We start from the raw sequence: 20,551 nt of genomic DNA, 5'->3' as shown, positions 1-20,551 counted from the left end.
CATCATACACGGACAGACTCGCCGTGCTGGGCGATGTCCAGCCCGACGTACTCCTCTTCCTCGCTAACGCGCAGGCCCATCACCGCATCCACAGCCCTTGCAATGATATAGGTCACGCCGAATGAGTAAGCTACGACCACAGCAACATCCACGAACTGGATGAGGAACTGACCTGGGTTTCCGTAGAACAGGCCATCCACGCCCCCAACCGCGGCGACAGCAAATATCCCGGTCGCGAGAGCGCCAAAGATGCCCCCCATGCCGTGGATCGCCCAGGCATCCAGGCTCTCGTCAAGACCCAATCTGATCCGGAGGAGCAGGGCTCCGTAACAGACAAGGCCGGCGAGGGCACCGATCGGAATGGCAGCCATGGGGCTGACGAATCCGGCCGCCGGGGTGATGGCGACGAGGCCCGCAATTGCGCCGCTGATCATCCCAACCGATCCAGGTCTCCCGCGGACCCAGGCGGCGCAGAGCCAGGCGAGCGCTCCGGCAGAGGCAGCGATGTTTGTTACGACAAACGCGTTCGCCGCAAGGCCGTCCGCAGCAAGAGCGCTTCCGGCGTTGAACCCGAACCATCCAAACCAGAGGAGGGCCCCGCCGAGGAGGACCATCGGGATGTTGTTCGGCTCCATGCCATGCGAACCGAACCCGAGACGCTTCCCGATGACGAGGGCGAGCGCAAGCGCCGCAAAGCCCGAACTGATATGAACGACCGTGCCGCCAGCAAAGTCGAGCGCACCGAGCTCGGCAGCCCATCCACCGCCCCAAGCCCAGTGGGCGAGCGGGTCGTAGACCAGCGTCGTCCAGAGCAGGCCGAAGACGACGAACGAACTCATCTTTATCCGCTCCGCAACCCCGGATGTCACGATTGCAAGCGTGAGGCCCGCAAAGACCATCTGGAAGGCCATAAAGAGCAGGTCCGGGATCCCATCGCCATCCATCCCGACACCCTGCAGGAAGACGTACTCAAGGCCTCCGATCACCCCATGAACGTCGGTGCCGAAGGCGAGGCTGTAGCCGCAGATGACCCACTGGATGCTGACGAGGGCAAGTGCGATGAATGCCAGTGCGAGCATGGAGATGAAATTCTTCCGGCGCACGAGCCCGCCATAGAAGAGTCCCACTCCTGGCGTCATCAGCATGACCAGTGCCGTACAGATCAGAATAAACGCCGTATCGCCGGAGTCAATCATACCCCGACCCCCAGCTCACCATAACGTGTTCTCGCCACATATCAGAAGGAAGTTTCCTTCCATGTATTATAAATATTTCTGTTACGCGACACCCCAGGGGAGAACTGATACCCCCGGCGATCAAAGATCATACACTGACGATGAGCACAATCCAGGGTCCCTCGGGCGTCCGCCAAATCTGTTCCAGCTTGCGGTCGGCAAAGACGCGGATGGAACTCGCAGAAGTCCTCTACCAGGCAGTCTCGCAGTACTCGCTTCTGGATCTCCAGGAGATGCGCAAACGGGTGGAGCGGGATCTTAAGGGCGTCCCTGCAGGATACCGGCAGCGCCTCTACCCATGGATCATGGAGCAGATCTTTGCGACGCACCACAGGCTCATCTCAACAGTCCGCCAGGGCAAGCGAGGCATACCAGACGGACCAATCTCCAGTGAGTTTCAGGACTTCTGCAACATGGTCGAGAAGACGTGCCTTGCCAGCAATACGGAGGAGCAGCACTTCGAACTCCTCTACTTCCTCCTTGCCGCCTTCAACCTCTTCGTCCTCGACCGCCCCGCCCATCCGGTGGGCACCCCATTTCCCGGCGGACTCAAGGTAGAGGTAAAGAACGGGGAGTACCTCTGTCCCGTTCGAGAGAGGGCCAACGATGTCGGGAATGCCCTCTGTCCGTACTGTCCGGCGAAGCAGAGTGATCTTTAAGGGTATAAAAAGAGATTTTGAATATCCCGCGATTTATACGCGGTCACTCTTCCTCCTCGTAGCGCTCGAAGAACGTGACCTCATCAAGGATCTTCTTCTGCTTGATCTGGACTTCCTCGGGGTACCCTGCAGGCACGAGAGAGACAAGCGTATATTCGTCCGGGACATTGAGAAGGGTTCTGACGTCTTCAGCATACTCTTTCTTCTCCCCCGCAACCCAGCAGGACCCAACCCCCCATGACTGGAGCGCGAGGATGAGCTGCATCGTCGCCGCACAGCAGTCTTCAAGGTAGTATTTTGCATCCTTCTTCCCGAAGATGGCAAAGCAGACAGGCGCATCGGCGATGAATCTTGCGTTCTCGGCGAGATTCGCGATCGCCTGAAGGGTCTCGCGATTCCGGATGGCCCCAAAGAGCCAGGGCTGCTCGTTCCTTGCGGTCGGTGCAAGGCGTGCACAGTCGAGCGCATCTTTGAGGATCTTCTCCTCGATAGGGGTGTCCTTGTACTTCCGCACGCTGTGCCGACTCCGTATCACGGTGACAGCAAGATTAACCGTTCCACCAATCGGACTCATGAAACGATGGTGGGCCCTCCAGGCCTAAATACCTTGGGGAAAGGGAAGCAGAGGTAGTCCAGATCGGGACCCGACCCTAAAAGAGGTCCTGTATCATCTGCAGCATGTTCGTAAAACCGTCGGTGACGACCACGGTTGGATCGACCCCTAGGAACGGGAAGATGAAGAGGAAATAGGCAACAGTCCCGAGTGTGCTCCCGACGTTCGCAAGAGCTGCAACCAGCACCACCCTAAAGAGCGGGATCCTCCGCATCTCGGAGAAGGTCTCCGCCACGATGATCCGTTTCAAATCTCCGATGGCAGGCTTTCGCATCTTTGCCTCAACATAGGCTGCAAACCACCCGGCCGCAAGCAGGGGGTTGAGCGACGTCATCCAGGAGACGGCGAACGCCGTAGCCGCCGAGAGAGGATGTCCACCGGCAAGCAGCGTGAACGCGGCGCTCAAGATACCATTGATCAGAACCCAGTAGACGAGAGCGGCCAGCAGAACATCGAGCCCCACACCGGAGAAGGCTATCGCAGCGATCAGGAGGAGGAAGAGGACTGTGACGCCCGCTCCAAAGATCTTCGCCCACGGCAGACCCTTCACCTCACCCGTCAGGGACTGGAGCGGCGGCAGCGTCTCCGGTGCGTCAAGGTAACGCTGCACCCCCTGGATGTGTCCGGCACCGACGACTGCAAGCACCCTCTCGTACTGGGTCCCGAGCATCAAGATCTGGTGAGCAAGATAGGCATCCCGCTCATCGATGAGAGCCTGTGCACCCTTTGGGGAGAACTTCCGGAACTCCTCCATCGCGGCACTCACCACATCCTGGTTCGTGAGCTCATCCACATCAAGTTCCTGGCCCTCAACCCCCACCAGCGAGTAGAGCAGAGCACCGATGAGTTTGGTCTTCTCCCAGATCCCCATCTTTCCCCAGAACCGGGCAAGCGTGATCCGAATATCCCGGTCTATAAGTCCCACAGATATCTGATGCGCCTGGGCCTCCTCGATAGCGGCCAGCATCTCAGAGCCGGGTTTAACACCAGTCTCGGCGCCGATCCGTTGCTGGATGAAGGTAAGCACCCACTGGACGAGGAGCTGCCCGAAGTTCCCGCCCTTTAGGATATCTGTGACCGAAGGTTCGGCCACCTCCTGAGTGAGCGCTATGTATCGGCCCCGGTCGAGTTCTACGCCGACGATGTCGGGCTGGAACTCCTCGATAGCCGACCGGACTTCATCAATGCTCTTCTGTGAGACGTGCGCCGTCCCGACAAGGCGAATCTCAGCCATTGAGCACCTTCATGCCTTCACTATCGATCACGGCGCGCTTTCCCGGCGGTACCACTGCCCTCTGATAGGCAGCGCGCAGGCCGATCTCCTCTGCGGTCTCAGCGGCCTGCCTCCTGCAGAGGTCGGCCGCTGCAACATGCGCATCGTGGAGAGAGAGTGGTGTGCCAAGGCCAGGGCATTCCGAGACCAAAAGGTCGTCGTCGACCAGCATAAAAGGGTACGTGCGGCAGATCCAGGGGCGGTGAGGATAGATTGAGCATCTGCCGTCCCGAAGAAAGATACATGCATCCTCATTGCGCCGGATGCACCAGGCAAGGGTATATTGGCCGCCAGATTCAGACTCGATAAAGTCCGGATAGGGCTCGGCAACCTCATCCCAGGACATCTTCGTTGCCGCCATGATCTTTCTAACCTCAGCAGGGCTCACCAGCACGAGGTTCGAGTCCTCGGCGACCCGCCGACAGCAGGCACCACACCCCAGGCAACGAAACCCGACGGACCTGATCCGGTTCGCAACATCATCTATTCCAAGCATATTCGGTTGAAATTCTCAAAGAGAAGCCGTCCATTGACAGTATGACTGACCTCCGGATGCCATTGGACACCATAGAGACGCTCATTGGGAGAGGCCATCGCCTCCACACTGCAGATCTCCGATTCTGCAAGCCGGACGAACCCTTCCGGAACGACCGAGACCTCATCTGCGTGGGATGCCCATACCTGCATCCTGTCCGGGTAACCCTCCAGGAGAGGGTTTCGCTCGAGAATATCGACCTCGACCGCACCGAACCCTCCTCTAGCACCCCGGCGGACCATGCCTCCCCGGGCCGTCGCCATGATGTGCAACCCAAGACAGATACCAAGAACCGGAATACCGAGATCCAGGTATTTAGGGGCGACGCCGATGCGCTCAAGAGTTGGACCGCCGCCAAGGATGACCCCCCGGCACCCCCGGGCGACCTCGGTCGGGGGCGTCTCGTTCGAGATCATCTTGGTCTCAATACCCATGTCACGAAGCGTTCGGAGGATCAGGTGGTTGAACTGTCCGTAATTATTAACCACATAGAGTGGAAGCATTGTATATAGGTGGATTTAAAAAGGTATAGTCCTTCCTCAGGCATACTGCCTGACAAAATCATAGACTTTTTGAGTGATCTCCTCGGGTTTGTGACCCATAAGATAGGCGAGCATCAGGGCACCTCCAGCACCCGTACCTTCTTTGACCTCGCCGATGCAGTAGCGAGCGAGCCCGGGATGTCCAATATCGCCGAAGTTCGGGTCGACGAAGTACGCGGTAGCGCCGACATCGGCGACCGAACGAACAAATCCCGCGGAGGGGTCGTCCCTGACATAGACCGTTGTTGCAAGGCGCGGCACCCTTTTATGGAGCCCTTTTAAGATAGCCGCGACGGCAAGCATCTGGGTCCCGCCGGCAAAGAAGATCTCTCCGGTGTACGTGCTTGCGATTCCCGCCGCCACCGGCATCATGGGGTCGCCCGTAGCACGGAGAATATCCAGCGGCTCGTGGACCCCGGCGGCCTCGATGCGGGCAAGCGCCTCCCTGCAGATAGAATCCTTCAGGCCGAGAGGGTTCTCGGCAAAGGCGCTGCTGACCGAGGCATTGTAGCCGAGCGCCCGCAGGACGCAGAGAGCAGTGGTGGTGCCGCCGGGGACACACTCGCCAAGCATCAAAAAGTCGCTGTACTGCGAAAGGAGCCTCCCGATCATCTCACCCCGCTCATAGAGTTGCGCTGCCTGCGGCACAGCATCCTCTTTCCGGGGGTCGCCGCCCGGGCTCCCGTAAACGTCCAGGCAGGGGACGGTTGGAGGATGGACAAGCCCTGCATTGATGAAGATTGGAGCAAGGCCCGTCAGCTCCACCATTGACCGGGTGATGCTCGCCGGCGTCGGGCACCCGGTAGGAGTGTTCGGCCTGGCCGAGACGCTCGTGATCGCGCCGGTCGTGACGAGTTCCGCGTCCAGGTTCGGTGTGAGCAGGGTCTTTTCGGGGGTCGGCCCGGCACCGGATATGCCGGGGATGGTGGAGAGCAGAGTATTGCCGAGGATAAGCGCCATCATCGGGCGCTTGGGCCTGAACTGTGGATCATTTGAGAGAAATGGACGAGACATCAGTACAATGTGAGGGGGGCGGGGTAGTAGAGGTTGCTGTCAGGAAGATACTGGAAGATACGGGGGCGGGTGTTACAGGTCCGGGGCGCGCATCGACCACGAGGTTTGTCACAGGGCTTTCCCGGGCAGCTGCAGCATCTTTCGGCTTCAGGTCTCGCCTGTTATCCCGAACTCGATACTCGGTGCTTCAATTCATTGGTGAACACCGGTACCCGCACCTTGCGGTGCTCATACACCTCCCTTTTTGGCTGGAGTTACTCTAAAAACCATAAGGGATCTCCAAACTCTGCTCTTCGCATCGCCAGTGCCACACGCTTGCCCCGCCCGCGCGTCGACGATCTTCGGCCATCTCTTGGGCCTCGCCAATACAAACGCCAAAATACCTCACATCGCCAATACTTGAGCAATGTTTGAAATAGAGCGCAGGCTGGAAGAGAGAGGCATCAAAAGAGATGATATCGTCGCCACGGCGATGGAACTCTACGTTCCCCACGGGGTTGGAGCAGATGAGGCCGTGCGCAGGCTCGATGAAAAGATCCGAAAGGCTCTGGACGACCCGAACATTTCATCCCTCCTCCTCGGCGCCATACTGCTTGAGGACGAACTCTACGTAAAGCGGAAGAACTCAGAGATCGCCGACGATCCGGTCTTTTTGCTCTCGGACGAGATCATCGGCATGGCCATCGCCGAGGTGATCGGGGGGACCTACGCACGATTCGAGTTCACCCGTTACGATCAGAAGAAACCGGGCATCTTAAAGGAACTCGGGCCCTTCCTCGACGACGCCATAGCCGGACTGATCGCAGGCTGCACATCGCGTCTCTACAGTGAGTCAATGTGAAATCCGTTCTAGCCCTCCTGCAGTTCTGCACATCGCTCCCCCTCGGGAGACCAGTCGAGTTTGAGCACTTCGCCCGCCGCTCTTACCTCTACCCGCTCGCGGGCTATGTCATCGGTGGGATTGCGGCCGGCATCGTATACTGGATAGCATCTCCTACGGTGGCTGCCACCGTAGCTCTCGCGGCAGTACTCATACTCTCCGGGTGCAACCACTTCGACGGCCTGCTGGACTTTGGTGACGGACTTATGGCACACGGGAGCCGGGAGAAAAGGGTCGCGGCCATGACCGACCGGACCACGGGGGCCGGCGCCGTTGCGGCGGGGATCATCGTCACGCTTCTTGCGTACTCAGGGCTCCAGAGCGTGGCGAATCTCCCGGCAGCCATCCTCGTCGCTGAGGTCTGCGCGAAGGTCGCAATGTCGTACCTGACCACCCTCGGCGTGCCGTTCCGGGAGGGGATCCACTCCTACCTCCATGGATATGCAAAACCCTGGTTCCTGATCCCGGCAACCGTTCTTGCGCTACCGCTCTTCCTGTTGCCATTGCCCCGGCTAGGGATCGCACTTGCTCTCGCAGGCACGGGTATCATCGCCGCACTCATGCTTGCCCTCTCCCGCCGGCTCTTTGGCGGTGTCAACGGCGACGTTGTCGGGGCTACAAACGAGATTGTCAGGGCGGGAACAATCCTCCTCCTTGCTCTCATGTAATCACCTTTTTTATGCTGGCGACCGTTACTACTTTAGGATGATGCAAGATCAGGCCCTCTACTCCCGGGGAGGAGTCATCACTGAACGGAACGCAGACTATGCGACGGTACGGGTACGGATCCCGGCAGGCGTTCTCTCTGCAACCCAGATCAAGCAGTTAGCAAAGATCAGTGAGAAGTTCGGGGACGGCTCACTCCATCTGACCATGCGCCAGACAGTGGAGATCCCGCATATAAACCCCGAGAACCTTCCAAAGGTCGCCAAAGCACTCGAGAAGAATGGGACACCCATCGGGGCGGAGTATAACGAGGTGGTGAATATCATGGCGTGCCCGGGGACGGAGCGGTGCAAGTACGCCAACTGCGAGACGATAGATCTCGCGCGGAAGATTGATCAGCGGGTCTTTGGGAAAGAACTCCCCATACGGCTTCGCATCGCCATATCCGGCTGTACCCGTATGTGCAACAGCCCGCTCCTGAACGATATCGGGATCATCGGCCGGATCCGGCCATTGCGCATACCCGGACTCTGCACAGGATGCGGAACCTGCGTAGAGTACTGCAAAGAATGCGCTATATCCCTGAAGAATGGCATCTCCGTCCTTGACGAGAACAAATGCGTTCAGTGCGGCATCTGCATCCACTCCTGTCCCTACCACCTTCTGAAGTCGGAGTATGATCACTATCAGATCACAGTCGGCGGACGGCGTGGAGCATCCCCGCGCGCTGGGCAGGAACTCGTCACAGTTGAGACCGAGGATGAGGTCGTCGAGGTGGTTGATAAGATCGTCTACTGGGTCTACCGCAGCGCATGGAGTGACCGGTTCCTCGCGGATCAGATGGATGAGATAGGGTTTGAGAAGTTTGCAGAGGAGATCAGGAGAGAGTTCGGGCCAAAGGAAGAGAAAACTGAGGATTAAGAGGAGCTCAATAGCCCAAAACATTCAGCCGGACCGGGCAGGTGGATCCTGGCGGATATCGGTCGACCCGGCCCGGCGACACACATCCCCAATCTAAAAGCGGTACATCGAGCGGAACCCCTCACCAGCGTCATCCTCACACTCGATTGCGCTGCCGTCACGGACGAGGGTATTAAACATGACCGCAGCGTTTAACAGATTTTCGTCCAGGCTTCCACCCTGCCGGACACCAAAGAGCGCCTGGCGCTGCGGCGTCGGGATCACCCGCTTGCCGACCCGGACACCTGCACAGTGTCGACAGTAACCGCAGTAAGAGTAAACTGAAACTTCACGATCTGCGCACGCGACCGTCACCCGGTCCTTCGCATCGTCACGGTGAAATTCAAGTGTCTTCATGATATGAAGAACGTAGATTCCAGGAGGATAAGATTCTGTCGATTAACTGGAGTTTTGGGGGAGTGCATATTCACCAAGCACATAGAAATGCTTTATATTGAGAACGTCCTACGTATAAGTTACTCGCATAAGCAGGCTGTTCGTGCTGACAGGCCTATCTGAGTGGAGGAAACAATTTATGGCAGCTGAAAAGCCCCACATGAATTTAGCAGTAATTGGACACATCGACCACGGAAAGTCTACTACCGTCGGTCGGTTGCTCTTTGAGACTGGAGCCGTACCGACCCATATCATCGAGTCGTACAGGAAGGAGGCCGAAGCCAAGGGTAAGGGCTCGTTTGAGTTCGCCTGGGTTATGGACAGCCTCAAGGAAGAGCGTGAACGTGGTATCACCATCGATATCGCGCACAAGCGGTTCGATACCGACAAGTTCTACTTCACCGTCGTGGACTGTCCCGGCCACCGTGACTTCGTCAAGAACATGATCACGGGTGCGTCCCAGGCAGATGCCGCGCTGCTGGTCGTCGCCGCACCAGACGGTGTGATGGAGCAGACCAAGGAGCACGTCTTCCTCTCTCGTACCCTCGGCATCACCCAGCTGATCGTCGGTATCAACAAGATGGATGTCGTCAAGTACGACGAGAAGCGCTACAACGAGGTCAAGGAGCAGCTCTCCCAGTTGCTCAAGGTAGTCGGATACAAGCCTGATGAGATCAGCTTCATCCCGATGAGCTCGTTTGTCGGCGACAACATCGCAAAACTCAGCGGGAACACCCCCTGGTACAAGGGCCCGACGGTCCTCGATGCGCTGAATGCACTCAAGGAGCCGGAGAAACCCGTTAATCTGCCCCTGCGGCTTCCCATTCAGGACGTCTACTCGATCTCCGGTATCGGGACTGTGCCCGTCGGCCGTGTCGAGACCGGTGTCATGAAGAAGGGAATGAAGGTCAGCTTCATGCCCGCAAACAAGGAGGGTGAGGTTAAGTCCATCGAGATGCACCACGAGGAGATCCCGCAGGCGCTTCCAGGCGACAACGTCGGGTTCAACGTCAGGGGTATCGGCAAGGGCGATATCCGCCGTGGTGACGTCTGTGGTCCTGCCGACGTGCCTCCAACCGTTGCAGAGGAATTCGTCGCACAGATTGTTGTGCTCCACCACCCCAGCGCAATAACCGCCGGCTACACCCCGGTCTTCCACTGCCACACCGCCCAGATCGCATGCTCCTTCGTCGAGCTCCAGAAGAAACTTGACCCGCGCACCGGCCAGACCAAGGAGGAGAACCCAACGTTCCTCAAGGCCGGCGATGCGGCTATCGTCAAGATTCGGCCAACCCAGCCCATGGTCATCGAGAAGGTCAAGGAGATCCCGCAGCTTGGGCGGTTCGCTATCCGGGATATGGGCTCAACCATTGCAGCAGGCATGTGTATCAACATCACGCCCAAGCAGATGAGATAAGAAAGTACCTACAATTTTTTTGGTGGTGAAGATGCAGAAGGCCAGAATACGTCTTTCCGGAACTGATTTCAAAGAAATTGAGATGGTCTGCGATAGGATCAAAGAGATAGCAGAGCGTACCGGCGTCAATCTGGCTGGTCCGATTCCGCTGCCCACGAAGAAACTCGTGGTGCCCACCAGGAAAAGCCCTGATGGCGAAGGTACTGCAACCTGGGACCGCTGGCAGATGCGGGTGCACAAGAGGCTCATCGATATCGATGCAGATGAACGCGCACTCCGTCAGTTGATGCGTATTCAGGTTCCAAAAGATATCGGCATCGAAATTGTGCTGGAGAGTTGAGGTGGGAGCGGCGTGAAGGCCGCCGTGTTCACGACACGGTTCCGTGAACGACTCTCATTCGAGGGGGTTTTTCTCCTCATACTTCTGGCCACAATTGCCCTGCGCTTTTTATTTTTAGATCTAAAACTCTTCCACCACGACGAGGCTATCCACGCGTGGTTCTCATATCGGCTCCTGACCGAAGGGGTCTACATGTACGACCCCATGTATCACGGGCCGTTCCTTTACTATGTGACGGCCGGGTTCTTCTCACTCCTCGGGGACTCCGACATTGTGGGCCGGTTCTTCCCGGCACTGCTCGGTACGTTGCTTGTCCTGCTGGTCTATCCGATCTATAAACTTGGGTATCTCGATAAGAAACAGACCCTGGTAGCGGCGCTCTTCCTTGCCGTATCACCAAATATGGTCTATTTCTCACGATTTCTCCGAAACGACATCTTCATCGCATTCTTCACGATGGTGCTCCTCGTCGCCCTTCTCTACTACTTTGAGCGGCGACAGATGCGATATGCGCTGATTGCCGGAGCGGCGATTGGTTTTGGGATGTCCGCAAAGGAGAACATGCCGATCATCATCCTGATCTTTGGGGTGTACCTCCTCTATCTGATCTGGACAAGAAAGGTACAGCTCCCTACCCACTGGATCAGGGATCTCGTGCTCGGCGTCCTCGTTGCGTTCGGGATCATGGTGGCCTTCTATTCATCGTTCGGCGCCCACCCGGAGCTGGCTCTGACCTGGTGGATCCAGGCTATCGATCACTGGATGGCAATGCACCAGATGCAGCGCCTCGGAGGACCACCGTACTTCTATATCCTGCTCTTTGTACTCTATGAGATACCGATCCTGATCCTTGCCGTAGTAGGGATCCTGCAGTTCATCGATATTCGCGGCATCATCTTCCGATGGAGAGAGCAAAGGATGGGCCGTGCGGGAACCCCGGAGATAGGAGATGGTGCGGAGGACCGTGAGGAAGTGCCCCCAACGGTAGAACCTCTCCCTGTCGAGCAAAGATTGGGCTTCAAAGATCACCTCCGCGAGATACTCTCAGGTACCGGGAAGATTCAGCCCGTCGACCGACAGAGGGAGTTCGCACGTTTTGCTATATTCTGGATGTTCCTCTCACTTGCGGCCTATGCCTACATCGGCGAGAAGGTGCCGTGGCTGATCCTCCACCAGCTCCTGCCCATGATCTTCGTTGCGGTCTATGCGATGACCACAAGGAAGGCAGTCATCGCCGCCGTCGCCAGCATCTTCCTGATCGGCATGACGCTCCATGTGGCATTCACCCCGGCAGACATCAACGAACCCATCGTGCAGGTGCAGAACTCCGAAGAGCTGCGGGAGGTCTTTGCCAAGATCGATGCTGCAGACCGGGTAGCGATCGCGACCGACAACTATTGGCCGCTGCCCTGGTACTATCGGGGCGAGAATGCCTCGAAGCTCAGTTACTATAGCCAGAAGGTGAGCGAACCGACGATATATAGTGGAGACTTCGACGTGGTGATCACCCGCGACGACGACACCTACCCGGCTCTCGAGGGCTACACAAAAGAGGCCTACCGGTTGAACTACTGGTTCTCCTACGAGGAGAACAAAGACAGGCTGCTTGAGTATTACTTCCTGCGGAACGGAAACGTGGGTAACCGGATTATAGAAGTATTCACGAAAGCTCCGGCCGGAACGACGGCCTGAATACCTTTTGAGCCATCGGTCTGGGACTGCGGATTCAGTAACCGGGACCCGCCGCCCCGTCACCGTTTGACGGTGGTAGGCCCCCATTTTTAGGTATGACAACAGCTGGACTTGCGCAGACCCATACAAGGCCCGTGCTCAACGACTGTCCGAAGGGCGGGAAGCACCTGGAACCTGCAGTCAGAGTATCACCTTATTACCTATCGAGACCCCACCCGCTCCAACGAGCCATCGCGCTTCGGACTGCAGTCCATCTATTGTTGAAATATACCCCCGAATACCTCAGTACGCGAGTTGCCACAGTTCACTGTACCGGACTCGCCAATAGCATGCTTATGAGCGCAAAGATTAGCAGGAAATTGAGTATAGAAAGCGCGAAGACAGGAGTTTAAAGAGTTCCGACCTTTTAAGATAGGGATGAACACCAGAATCGAAACAACGGCGTTTCAATGGGTTAAAAAATGAGAGTTTACCGATGATTATCCAAGTTCATCCCAGCGGGTCTTCCTACGGTAGAGAACGACTCCCACGATACCCAGGATGATGACGATCCCGATACCGATGTAGAGAAGAAGATTACCCCCCAGGAGGTTGCCCAAGTTGAATCCCTCGCCGATCTTCTCCTTCAGCGCATTTGCGTCGGCCAGCGCGTCGTTCGCCTTGCTCAGGGCATCGGACGCCTTCGAGCGAGCCTGAGAGTAATTCGCGGCATTCAGGCTGTCTTGCGCCTGCGTATAGAACTGAACCGCGCTCTCGCGCTTGGTTATGATGGCGACCACCTGCGCATCGCTCTTCATCGAGCGCTCCTCTACAAAGTAGGTGATCATCTCATCAAGCGTCTCGATTGCTGCACCGGCGTTGGAGACCTCCTTCTCAGCCCATGCCTTATCGAGGAGCACTTCAGCCTTGTCAAGGGCCTTCGTTGCTGTGGAGATGTAACCCGCCGCCTGTGCCGGACCAGCCGCCGCAGCGCTGGCGAGGGCCTGGCTCGCAGCGTTGTACTCGGTCTGGACGGCGGAGATGTCCACGCCCTGAGCAGATTTCTCGTCCATGTTGGCCTTCAGGTCTTTGAGGCGCTGCTGCTGGGCGGAGAGAGAGCCCTGGACCTGAGCCGAGGTCACGACGTCGCGGGTCACGGAGTGAGTATCCCTGACGGTTTCTTTCTGCAGGTGTTCGATCTTTGTCACCAGAACCTTTCCAGACGTGCTCGTGGGAACCTTGCCGCGCAACTGGACATCCAGTTCGGTCTTCCCATCGCCGTAGGAGATCTCAAACTCCGTCAGGACGGGATAGAATCCGGTCTTCTTGGTGGTATAGATGGCGACTCCATCGCGGTAAATCTTGAAGTCCCAGACAGGGTCCTGCAGCCCGGTACTGAACTCAAATGTTTCATCGGTTCCGTCGTCATTGGTGGCCATCTCATAGGTGAGCACATAACGCGCGGTCACCTGCTGGCCGGGCTCAAGAGGACCACTTGCAGGATTAATGGTCTCACTCTTGACGTCAAAGCCCGCCGCCGATGCCACCTGCACAGCACAGAGGAGTGCCAGCATGAGAATGATCCATCTGTTGATGCCTGTCTCCATAATGCCCCTCACTCAAACAGTGGTTCTATCCCGTCGTCAAACATGCTCGAGCGCTTCTCTTTCGACTTCAGAACATCTTCCTTTGTAGCCTTTGCAATCTCAAGGAGCTCGGTGATCCGGGGAGCGTTCCCGATCGTCGCAAGGACCACCACCGCAGCGACGTAATCGCTCTGCACCGGGTAATCCCCACCACGCACCTCGACGCCGGCGATATTCTCCTCCACCCAGCTCTTCGATTTCTCAACGCCCTTCCGGTCCATCTCCTCGGGCGGCCCCGCGAGAAGGACCAGAGCGCGTTCAGCCGTCGAGTAATCGCATGGCAGGGTGAGACGCCCGAGCATCGCACGCCGAACAAGAGCGATGATCTTCGCCGACTTATCCTCCCCGGTCAGCACTTCCTCGGTCTTTTCCTTCTTGCGAATCAGGCCGGAGAGGAGCCCCTGACTCTGCTTCGTGCGGGGGCTGATCCTCTCGCTGATGGCGTATCCCACAGAACTGATACCCCCACCGCGGAGAGTGTTGATGATCTCGCTCGAATCCACGACCATCTCACCGACGCCCGCCCTGCCAACCTCACCTGCGCGGAAGAGCACGCCAAACCGACGGACAATCTCGTCGTTCAATCGATTATAAGCGTCTTTAACGCTCTCTCCCTCGTTCTTCCAGGCACTGTTGTCGAAAATAAAAGTGTTGTCCGCCTCGTTCACCAGCGTACTCAGGGAACGCGCTGCATTATACGAATAGAGCCTGCCTTCCTCCGGAGCCGGCAGGATGCCGATCGCATAGACCGGCTCACGGTAAATGCGCTTTAAGTGTCTGGCAAGAACCGGCGATCCCCCGGAGCCTGTCCCGCCACCAAGACCGGCGACGATGACAAAGGCATCGACATCATGCGTTCCTCGAGAATCAATAGCGTTGATGATTGAATCGATCTCATCAGCCGCGACCCGCGCGCCGGTCACGTTATCGGTCCCGACACCATGGCCTTTGACCACGGTCTGCCCGATCAGGAGCCGATCTTTGAGATCGATATTTTTGAGTCCCATCAGGTCGGTGCGCGCGGTATTCACCGCAATGCCTCTGAAACTCTGGGTCTGCATGCGTTTGTCCTGTTCTAAGAACATATCGACAATTTTGCCCCCAGCCTGACCGAACCCTATAAAGAAGACCCTCATTCAGCTTCACACCCTCATATTGACTAATTAATTATATCCACACTTATGTATAAAGACCATACATACATTATTGCCAAAAAGTCATTTATTAATTCCAGATAGGAGTGAGCGATGAAGATCTGCATTGTGGGGGGAGGTTTATCCGGTCTGGTCTCGGCTCTCGAACTCGCCGGAACGCATCAGGTGGATCTCTTCGAGAAGAGGCCCATCCCGGGCGGCTGCCTTGGTTCGTACCGGATCGGAGATTACTGGATCGAGGAGTACTATCATCATTGCTTTGCCGGCGATGTCAGCCTGCTTGATCTCTTTGACAGATTACAGGTGACCGATAGGCTGGAATGGCTCCGAGGGTCCACCGGCTACTACGTCGATGGGATCGTTCACCCGCTCACCACCCCAATCGAGATCCTTCGTTACCCCCACCTCACACTCACCGAAAAGGCCCGCCTCGGCCTACTGACCTTGCGTTCACGGAGGCTTGATGTATCTGCGCTTGATGGCATTACTGCAAAGGAATTCATCCTGGAGAACCTCGGTCCCGGGATCTATGCCTCATTCTTCGAGCCGCTCCTAAAGAGCAAGTTTGGGGACCGTCGCGATGAGGTCTCTGCAGCCTGGCTCATATCCCGCATAGCCATCCGATCGGACAGGGGCGCAGGAGGCGAGCGCCTGGGATATCTAAAAGGAGGCTTCCAGCAATTCGTTGCACGGCTTGTAGAAGAAGCAACGAGAAAGGGCGCCTCGATCATGCTTGATACGCCCGTCAAAGAGATCCGGCGGAAGGGAGACGGCTGGGTCGTAGACGGGAGCGCTTACGACTGTGTCATATCGACTGTCCCCCCGCAGGTGACTGCAGAATTGGCCAATGTTGATATGAATCCGGTACCGTATCAGGGCGCCGCTTGCATGACTCTCGCTCTCGACCGGGATGTGACCAATGGCATATACTGGCTGAACATGAAAGATACAGCCCCCTACGGTGCTGTGGTCTCACACACCAACTTCGCCCCGCTCTCTTGGTATGGCGAACATATCGTTTATCTTGCATCGTACTTTACAAAGCGCCTCCCGGAGGGATTCGAGCAGTCAATGCTTCGCGATTTCTGCAGACGGTTCTCCGTCAGCGAAGACGAGGTGCACTGGCACCGGCTTGCCGTGGACCCATACGCAGGCCCGATCTACACAACAGGTCTTCGGGATCGTCTGCCGGCCTACGAAGAGCATGGGCTCTATCTTGCCGGAATGTTCAGCCCGCCGAACTATCCTGAGCGGAGCATGAATGGATCGGTCATCGCCGGGCAGGAAGTGGCAAAGAGAGTTCTTGCGAGGTACCCGGATGCGTGAGATCGAGGTAACTGCCGTCCTGCCGGTCTACAACGATCTCGCGGCGCTTAAGAGGGCTATACCAGAGTCGCTGGAGGCACTCGAGACAATCGCACCGGGGAGGTTTGAACTCATCGTCGCTGAGGACGGGAGCACCGACGGGAGCACTGAGTTCGTACGGGAATACGAGGCGAAAGATTCCCGGGTCCGACTTCTGCATAGCGACGAGCGGCTCGGACGAGGCCGGGCGCTTAACCGTGCGTTCGCCGAAGCGTCGGGATCGATCGTCTGCTACTACGATGTCGACCTCGCAACCGATATGCACCACCTCGCCGAGCTGATCGGGGCCATTCGGGATGGCTACGATATCGCAACAGGCTCCCGCCTCCTTCCAGAGAGCGATATCACCCGAAGCGGCGGGCGAGAGATTGCAAGCCGGGGCTACAACCTTCTCGTACGGACGATCCTCGGAAGTTCTCTCCACGATCACCAGTGCGGGTTCAAGGCGTTCCGGCGTGAACGGCTTCTCGCCCTGCTGCCTTCCGTGACCGCCGATCACTGGTTCTGGGATACCGAGGTTTTAGTGCGCGGGCAGAGGAGCGGCTACCGGATATGCGAGTTTCCCATACAATGGCGGCAGGGCGAGGGGACGACGGTGCGTAGAAAGGATGTAATCGAGATGGGAACAGCGATCGTGCGTCTCTGGTGGAGACTCCATGTGGAAAAAAATTAGCGCGATTGTCATCCCCACCCTGGTCGCAGTCGGGATCGTCGCCTACATGCTCTACCGTGTCTGGGATGACCTCCTGCTGACGCTTGAGCACGCCGTGATGCCCTTCCTCTTTGCCGCCATCGGGATCTGTGTTGCTGCTTGGATCCTTCGGGGGCTGCGCTACCGGTTCATACTGCAGGGGCTCGATATTAGAAAGAACCTCGGGTTCTCGACCGCCTGTATCTTCATCTCGCAGACGGCGAACCTCATTGTCCCCGCACGGCTCGGCGATCTTGTGCGGATGTTCATCCTCAAGCATGAGGACGACGCCACCTACTCACAGGGCTTCTCATCACTCGTCGTCGAGCGTGTCTTTGATATCCTCATGATCGCAGTGCTTGGTGCCCTCGCACTCCCGTTCATCCTGGCAGTTCTCGCTGTCCCCGACTGGTTCGTCACGGCCATCGTCATCCCCCTCGCCGCAGGAGGAATCTTCTTTCTTGTGCTCCTCGGATCAGGGCGGGTAAAGTCCGAGAACAGGATCATCGTTGTCATTCAGAGGATGCTTGATGAGGTGAAGCAGGCCTCCCTCAACCCGCGGGCTCTCATCGCGCTCAGCGGGTCCTCGCTTCTCATATGGTTCGTCGATGTACTGGTCTGCTTTGCGGTCGTTCTGATGTTCCAGGAGCCGGTTCCATTCGGTGTCGTCATTCTTGCGATCGTCATCGGCAACCTCGTCAAAGCCGTTCCGATCACTCCGGGCGGGGTGGGGACGTACGAACTCGCTCTCGCACTAACCTTCGGACTTGCAGGAACACCGGCAGTCACGGCGACGTTGATCGCGGTCATCGACCACCTGATCAAGAATCTGGTCACGCTTATAGGGGGCGTCGGATCGATCTATTACTTCGGCGACTGGTCGATGGACCTCTTAAAGAAAGCCTTCAACCGCGAGATTGAGAAGGAGGATACGTTTGGCGGGTGAATTTTTCGTTCATGTGCTGCTCTGGCTTGCCGTAATCAAACTGCTCCAACTTGCCATCTGGCCGATCCTTGACCGCACCCTTGGCAACCTCGCGGCCGCCGCTGCGTATCCGGCGTCGGTCCTCCTCTTCACGTTTGTCTCCTGGTACTGCTGCCTGTTAGGCCTTCCAATTATTCTTGCCCTTCTTCCGTTCGTCGCTGTGATCGTCTACGCTGGAGCACGGCGATTCTACACGCAGGAGCGCCTGCGATCAGGGCTTTCATGGGACCTTCTCTTCCTGGTCCCGTTCCTCTTCATGCTTGAAGTGCGCTGGATCAACCCGACCATCTCCTATGCCGAGAAGTTCATGGACCACGCAATCCTCGCGTCGATCATGCGCGAGCCGGTCGTGCCGCCGCTCGATCCCTGGTATGCCGGAGGGACGCTGGATGTCTATTATTACATCGGCTACTGGATGACCGGGGCGCTTGGGCTTACGGCCGGGGTGCCGTCGACGGTCACGTTCAACCTCGCCCTTCCGACGGTACTTGGCCTCGCCGTCGTCTCGCTCTACGCCCTAGGGCACCTTCTCCTCGATCGCCACCAGTGGCTTCCGGTGCTTGCTCTCTTCATCCCGAACCCTTCCGCGATCTATCACATCCTGATCGGAGACACGTGGTTCGACGTCCTCTGGATGAGCACACGGACGATCACAAACACCATCAACGAGTACCCGATCTTCTCAATGCTCTGGGGCGATGTGCACCCGCACGTTATGAGTATCTTCAACCAGGGGTTCCTGCTCTTCCTCCTGGTCTTTGCCTATATGCGGTGGGGGACCCTCTCGATGCGGGGGCGTGCACTCCTCTGCGGGCTTGCCGCTCTCTCCCTCGGCTCCATGCCGGGGATCAATTCCTGGGATGTACTTGTCTATGCACCGGTCACGCTGGTCTTCGGCCTCCTTGTCTGGTGGCGCTATGGGAACCTTGCATGGGACAGGGAGAGATCCTGGATGATGCTTGCGGCGGTGCCGCCGCTCGCGATCCTCTCCTACCTCCCGTTCTATCTGCAACTCAACAGCCCCGGCATTGGGGGGATCGCGATCGTCCCGACACCATCCGAACCCGTAGAGTTCCTTCTGATCCACGGCCTCTTCCTTGCGGTGCTGGTCGCCTATTGCGCACCGGAGATCAAGCAGCGCCCCTACCTTCTCCTCGTCGCGGTGCCGTTCGTCCTGGCCGGCTACCCGGCTGCGGCCATCGCTGCCGTCCCGCTCATCTACCTCCTCGCCCGCCGCGAGTTTTCGACCGCCGATACCCTTGCCATCCTCGGGCTCGTGATCATCATTCTCCCCGAGCTCGTCTACCTTGTGGACAATATGGGGGAGACCTACTTCCGCATGAACACGGTCTTTAAGTTCTACCTTCCTGCCTGGATTCTTCTTGGCACGGCCAGTTCCGTCATCATCGGGAAGTGGCTCGAGAATATTGAGACCAAGCGGCGCATGCCCGCAAGGATAGATAGGGTACTACCAGTCCTCGCGGCGGGAATCCTACTCATTGCACCCTTTGCAATCAACGTCGACTTCGGCTACGGGAGCCACACACTTGATGGGGCAGCGTATCTTGAGAGCTCTCACCCAGGGGATGCGGCGGCGATCGCGTTTCTCCGGGAACTTCCCGGGGACCACGTCATCATCGAGGCGGAGGGGGGGGACTACACCTACTACTCACGGGTATCGTCGTTTACCGGTATCCCGACCATCATTGGTATGCCGTTCCACGAGTACATGTGGCGGGGAGATGAGGGACGCATACCCGAGCGGAGCGCTGACGTGCAGGCAATCTACGAAGAGCCGTCACGGACCCTCGACCTTGCGCGGGCATACAATGCCACGCTCCTATATGTGGGTGCTGAGGAGCACGACCGCTACAACGTCTCGATCCCAACGGAGACGCTTGAACTCATCTATGATGCCCAGGGTGTCCAGATCTACCGAATTCCCGCCTAACAGCGCTGGCCTGCATGCCGGGGAGGCAGGCATGAAAATGGTCAAACAGTTCCCTCTCTCGGAGGAGCATGATAACAAACCTTTATCACTCTTCCTAGTGACATAATAGAGCGCATTCGATCAGCTACGCTACTGATGAATGATGATGGAGCAGCATGGAACTGCCCCTGAAAGAGGTGAGTTATGGCAAAGGCATACGTAAAATTTGAAGTTCCGGAAGAGATCCAGAATAAGGCCCTTGAGGCCCTTGAGATCGCAAGAGATACCGGTAAGGTGAAGAAGGGATCCAACGAGGCAACAAAAGCAGTCGAGCGAAACATTGCCCAGTTGGTTCTCATCGGAGCCGATGTTGAGCCCGAAGAAATTGTGATGCATCTGCCGCTTCTCTGCGAAGAGAAACAGATTCCCTTTGTCTACATTTCAAAGCAGAACGATATCGGCTCCGCGAGCGGCCTTGAGGTCGGCTCAGCTGCGGCCGCCATCGTCAAGCCGGGCAAGGCAAAGGACCTCGTCGAAGAGATAGCAAAGCAGATTGCTGCGCTGAGAGAGTGAGTAAAT

21 protein-coding genes are annotated in these 20,551 nt (G+C 57.4%); 12 read left to right on the top strand and 9 right to left on the bottom strand.

Annotated elements, in window-relative coordinates:
- Positions 1 to 2 precede the first annotated feature (2 nt).
- On the bottom strand, positions 3 to 1,196 hold the full coding sequence (locus MCUTH_RS02075; RefSeq protein WP_066954837.1) for an ammonium transporter: 1,194 nt from the start codon (positions 1,194 to 1,196) through the stop codon (positions 3 to 5).
- A gap of 209 nt (positions 1,197 to 1,405) precedes the next feature.
- Between MCUTH_RS02075 and MCUTH_RS02070 the strand changes: the two genes are divergently transcribed.
- Positions 1,406 to 1,894, top strand: coding sequence for a DUF2115 domain-containing protein (locus MCUTH_RS02070; RefSeq protein ID WP_224732750.1), 489 nt, complete (start codon positions 1,406 to 1,408; stop codon positions 1,892 to 1,894).
- 43 nt (positions 1,895 to 1,937) lie between these two features.
- Here MCUTH_RS02070 and MCUTH_RS02065 read toward each other — a convergent pair whose 3' ends face one another.
- From MCUTH_RS02065 to cobT, 5 genes are all read right to left on the bottom strand, one after another.
- Positions 1,938 to 2,468 carry a nitroreductase family protein gene (locus tag MCUTH_RS02065; RefSeq protein ID WP_066954832.1) on the bottom strand — a complete coding sequence of 177 codons (531 nt, stop codon included), beginning with the start codon at positions 2,466 to 2,468 and terminating at the stop codon, positions 1,938 to 1,940.
- A gap of 76 nt (positions 2,469 to 2,544) precedes the next feature.
- Positions 2,545 to 3,741 (bottom strand): TraB/GumN family protein, encoded by a 1,197-nt coding sequence (locus tag MCUTH_RS02060; protein WP_066954829.1) that lies wholly within the window; start codon positions 3,739 to 3,741, stop codon positions 2,545 to 2,547.
- Positions 3,734 to 4,276 (bottom strand): YkgJ family cysteine cluster protein, encoded by a 543-nt coding sequence (locus MCUTH_RS02055; protein WP_066954826.1) that lies wholly within the window; start codon positions 4,274 to 4,276, stop codon positions 3,734 to 3,736. The genes MCUTH_RS02060 and MCUTH_RS02055 overlap by 8 nt, the downstream gene beginning before the upstream one ends.
- Positions 4,264 to 4,818, bottom strand: coding sequence for a GMP synthase subunit A (locus MCUTH_RS02050; protein WP_066954823.1), 555 nt, complete (start codon positions 4,816 to 4,818; stop codon positions 4,264 to 4,266). Before MCUTH_RS02050 ends, MCUTH_RS02055 begins: the two co-directional genes overlap by 13 nt.
- Positions 4,819 to 4,854: 36 nt before the next feature.
- Entirely contained in the window at positions 4,855 to 5,871 is a 1,017-nt protein-coding gene (gene cobT, locus MCUTH_RS02045; protein WP_066954821.1) for a nicotinate mononucleotide-dependent phosphoribosyltransferase CobT, read from the bottom strand.
- Positions 5,872 to 6,277: 406 nt separating this feature from the next.
- On the opposite strand from cobT, the gene MCUTH_RS02040 reads away from it, so the two are divergent.
- From MCUTH_RS02040 to MCUTH_RS02030, 3 genes are read left to right on the top strand one after another with little or no spacing between them, the layout of a single operon-like run.
- Positions 6,278 to 6,712, top strand: coding sequence for a phosphatidylglycerophosphatase A (locus MCUTH_RS02040; protein ID WP_066954817.1), 435 nt, complete (start codon positions 6,278 to 6,280; stop codon positions 6,710 to 6,712).
- A complete protein-coding gene (cobS, locus tag MCUTH_RS02035) occupies positions 6,709 to 7,419 on the top strand; it encodes an adenosylcobinamide-GDP ribazoletransferase (RefSeq protein ID WP_066954815.1) in 711 nt (236 codons plus the stop codon). Before MCUTH_RS02040 ends, cobS begins: the two co-directional genes overlap by 4 nt.
- A 40-nt stretch (positions 7,420 to 7,459) precedes the next feature.
- The gene (locus MCUTH_RS02030; RefSeq protein ID WP_083524739.1) at positions 7,460 to 8,338 is read left to right on the top strand and encodes a 4Fe-4S binding protein; all 879 of its coding nucleotides are present in this window, start codon (positions 7,460 to 7,462) and stop codon (positions 8,336 to 8,338) included.
- Between the two features lie 93 nt (positions 8,339 to 8,431).
- Here the strand turns inward: MCUTH_RS02030 and MCUTH_RS02025 are convergent, their stop codons facing one another.
- Positions 8,432 to 8,734: a hypothetical protein gene (locus tag MCUTH_RS02025; protein WP_066954809.1), complete on the bottom strand. Its 303-nt coding sequence runs from the start codon at positions 8,732 to 8,734 to the stop codon at positions 8,432 to 8,434.
- Positions 8,735 to 8,912: 178 nt separating this feature from the next.
- Here MCUTH_RS02025 and tuf point away from each other — a divergent pair, with 178 nt between their 5' ends.
- The 3 genes from tuf to MCUTH_RS02010 are packed head-to-tail and all read left to right on the top strand — an operon-like array spanning position 8,913 to position 12,222.
- Positions 8,913 to 10,190 carry a translation elongation factor EF-1 subunit alpha gene (gene tuf, locus MCUTH_RS02020; RefSeq protein ID WP_066954806.1) on the top strand — a complete coding sequence of 426 codons (1,278 nt, stop codon included), beginning with the start codon at positions 8,913 to 8,915 and terminating at the stop codon, positions 10,188 to 10,190.
- 31 nt (positions 10,191 to 10,221) lie between these two features.
- Complete coding sequence (rpsJ, locus tag MCUTH_RS02015; RefSeq protein WP_066954803.1) at positions 10,222 to 10,530, top strand: 30S ribosomal protein S10; 309 nt, start codon at positions 10,222 to 10,224, stop codon at positions 10,528 to 10,530.
- 12 nt (positions 10,531 to 10,542) lie between these two features.
- Positions 10,543 to 12,222, top strand: coding sequence for a flippase activity-associated protein Agl23 (locus MCUTH_RS02010; protein WP_066954800.1), 1,680 nt, complete (start codon positions 10,543 to 10,545; stop codon positions 12,220 to 12,222).
- 479 nt (positions 12,223 to 12,701) lie between these two features.
- On the opposite strand, the gene MCUTH_RS02005 is transcribed toward MCUTH_RS02010, so the two are convergent.
- Positions 12,702 to 13,808, bottom strand: a complete 1,107-nt coding sequence (locus MCUTH_RS02005; RefSeq protein WP_066954797.1) for a hypothetical protein — start codon at positions 13,806 to 13,808, stop codon at positions 12,702 to 12,704.
- An 8-nt stretch (positions 13,809 to 13,816) separates the two neighbouring features.
- Complete coding sequence (locus MCUTH_RS02000; protein WP_066954794.1) at positions 13,817 to 14,983, bottom strand: tubulin/FtsZ family protein; 1,167 nt, start codon at positions 14,981 to 14,983, stop codon at positions 13,817 to 13,819.
- Between the two features lie 111 nt (positions 14,984 to 15,094).
- Here MCUTH_RS02000 and MCUTH_RS01995 point away from each other — a divergent pair, with 111 nt between their 5' ends.
- The 5 genes from MCUTH_RS01995 (at position 15,095) to rpl7ae (ending at position 20,545) form a co-directional block, all read left to right on the top strand.
- Complete coding sequence (locus MCUTH_RS01995; protein ID WP_066954791.1) at positions 15,095 to 16,327, top strand: NAD(P)/FAD-dependent oxidoreductase; 1,233 nt, start codon at positions 15,095 to 15,097, stop codon at positions 16,325 to 16,327.
- Positions 16,320 to 17,039 carry a dolichyl-phosphate beta-glucosyltransferase gene (locus tag MCUTH_RS01990; protein ID WP_066954788.1) on the top strand — a complete coding sequence of 240 codons (720 nt, stop codon included), beginning with the start codon at positions 16,320 to 16,322 and terminating at the stop codon, positions 17,037 to 17,039. Before MCUTH_RS01995 ends, MCUTH_RS01990 begins: the two co-directional genes overlap by 8 nt.
- Positions 17,023 to 18,003, top strand: coding sequence for a lysylphosphatidylglycerol synthase transmembrane domain-containing protein (locus MCUTH_RS01985; protein WP_066954785.1), 981 nt, complete (start codon positions 17,023 to 17,025; stop codon positions 18,001 to 18,003). Before MCUTH_RS01990 ends, MCUTH_RS01985 begins: the two co-directional genes overlap by 17 nt.
- Positions 17,993 to 19,993, top strand: a complete 2,001-nt coding sequence (locus tag MCUTH_RS01980; RefSeq protein ID WP_066954782.1) for a DUF2298 domain-containing protein — start codon at positions 17,993 to 17,995, stop codon at positions 19,991 to 19,993. The genes MCUTH_RS01985 and MCUTH_RS01980 overlap by 11 nt, the downstream gene beginning before the upstream one ends.
- 183 nt (positions 19,994 to 20,176) lie before the next feature.
- Entirely contained in the window at positions 20,177 to 20,545 is a 369-nt protein-coding gene (gene rpl7ae, locus MCUTH_RS01975) for a 50S ribosomal protein L7Ae (RefSeq protein ID WP_066954779.1), read from the top strand.
- Positions 20,546 to 20,551: the final 6 nt, after the last annotated feature.

It is taken from the genome of Methanoculleus thermophilus, assembly GCF_001571405.1.
Taxonomy (GTDB): Archaea; Halobacteriota; Methanomicrobia; order Methanomicrobiales; family Methanoculleaceae; genus Methanoculleus; species Methanoculleus thermophilus.
This window is presented reverse-complemented; position numbering and strand designations above follow the sequence as displayed.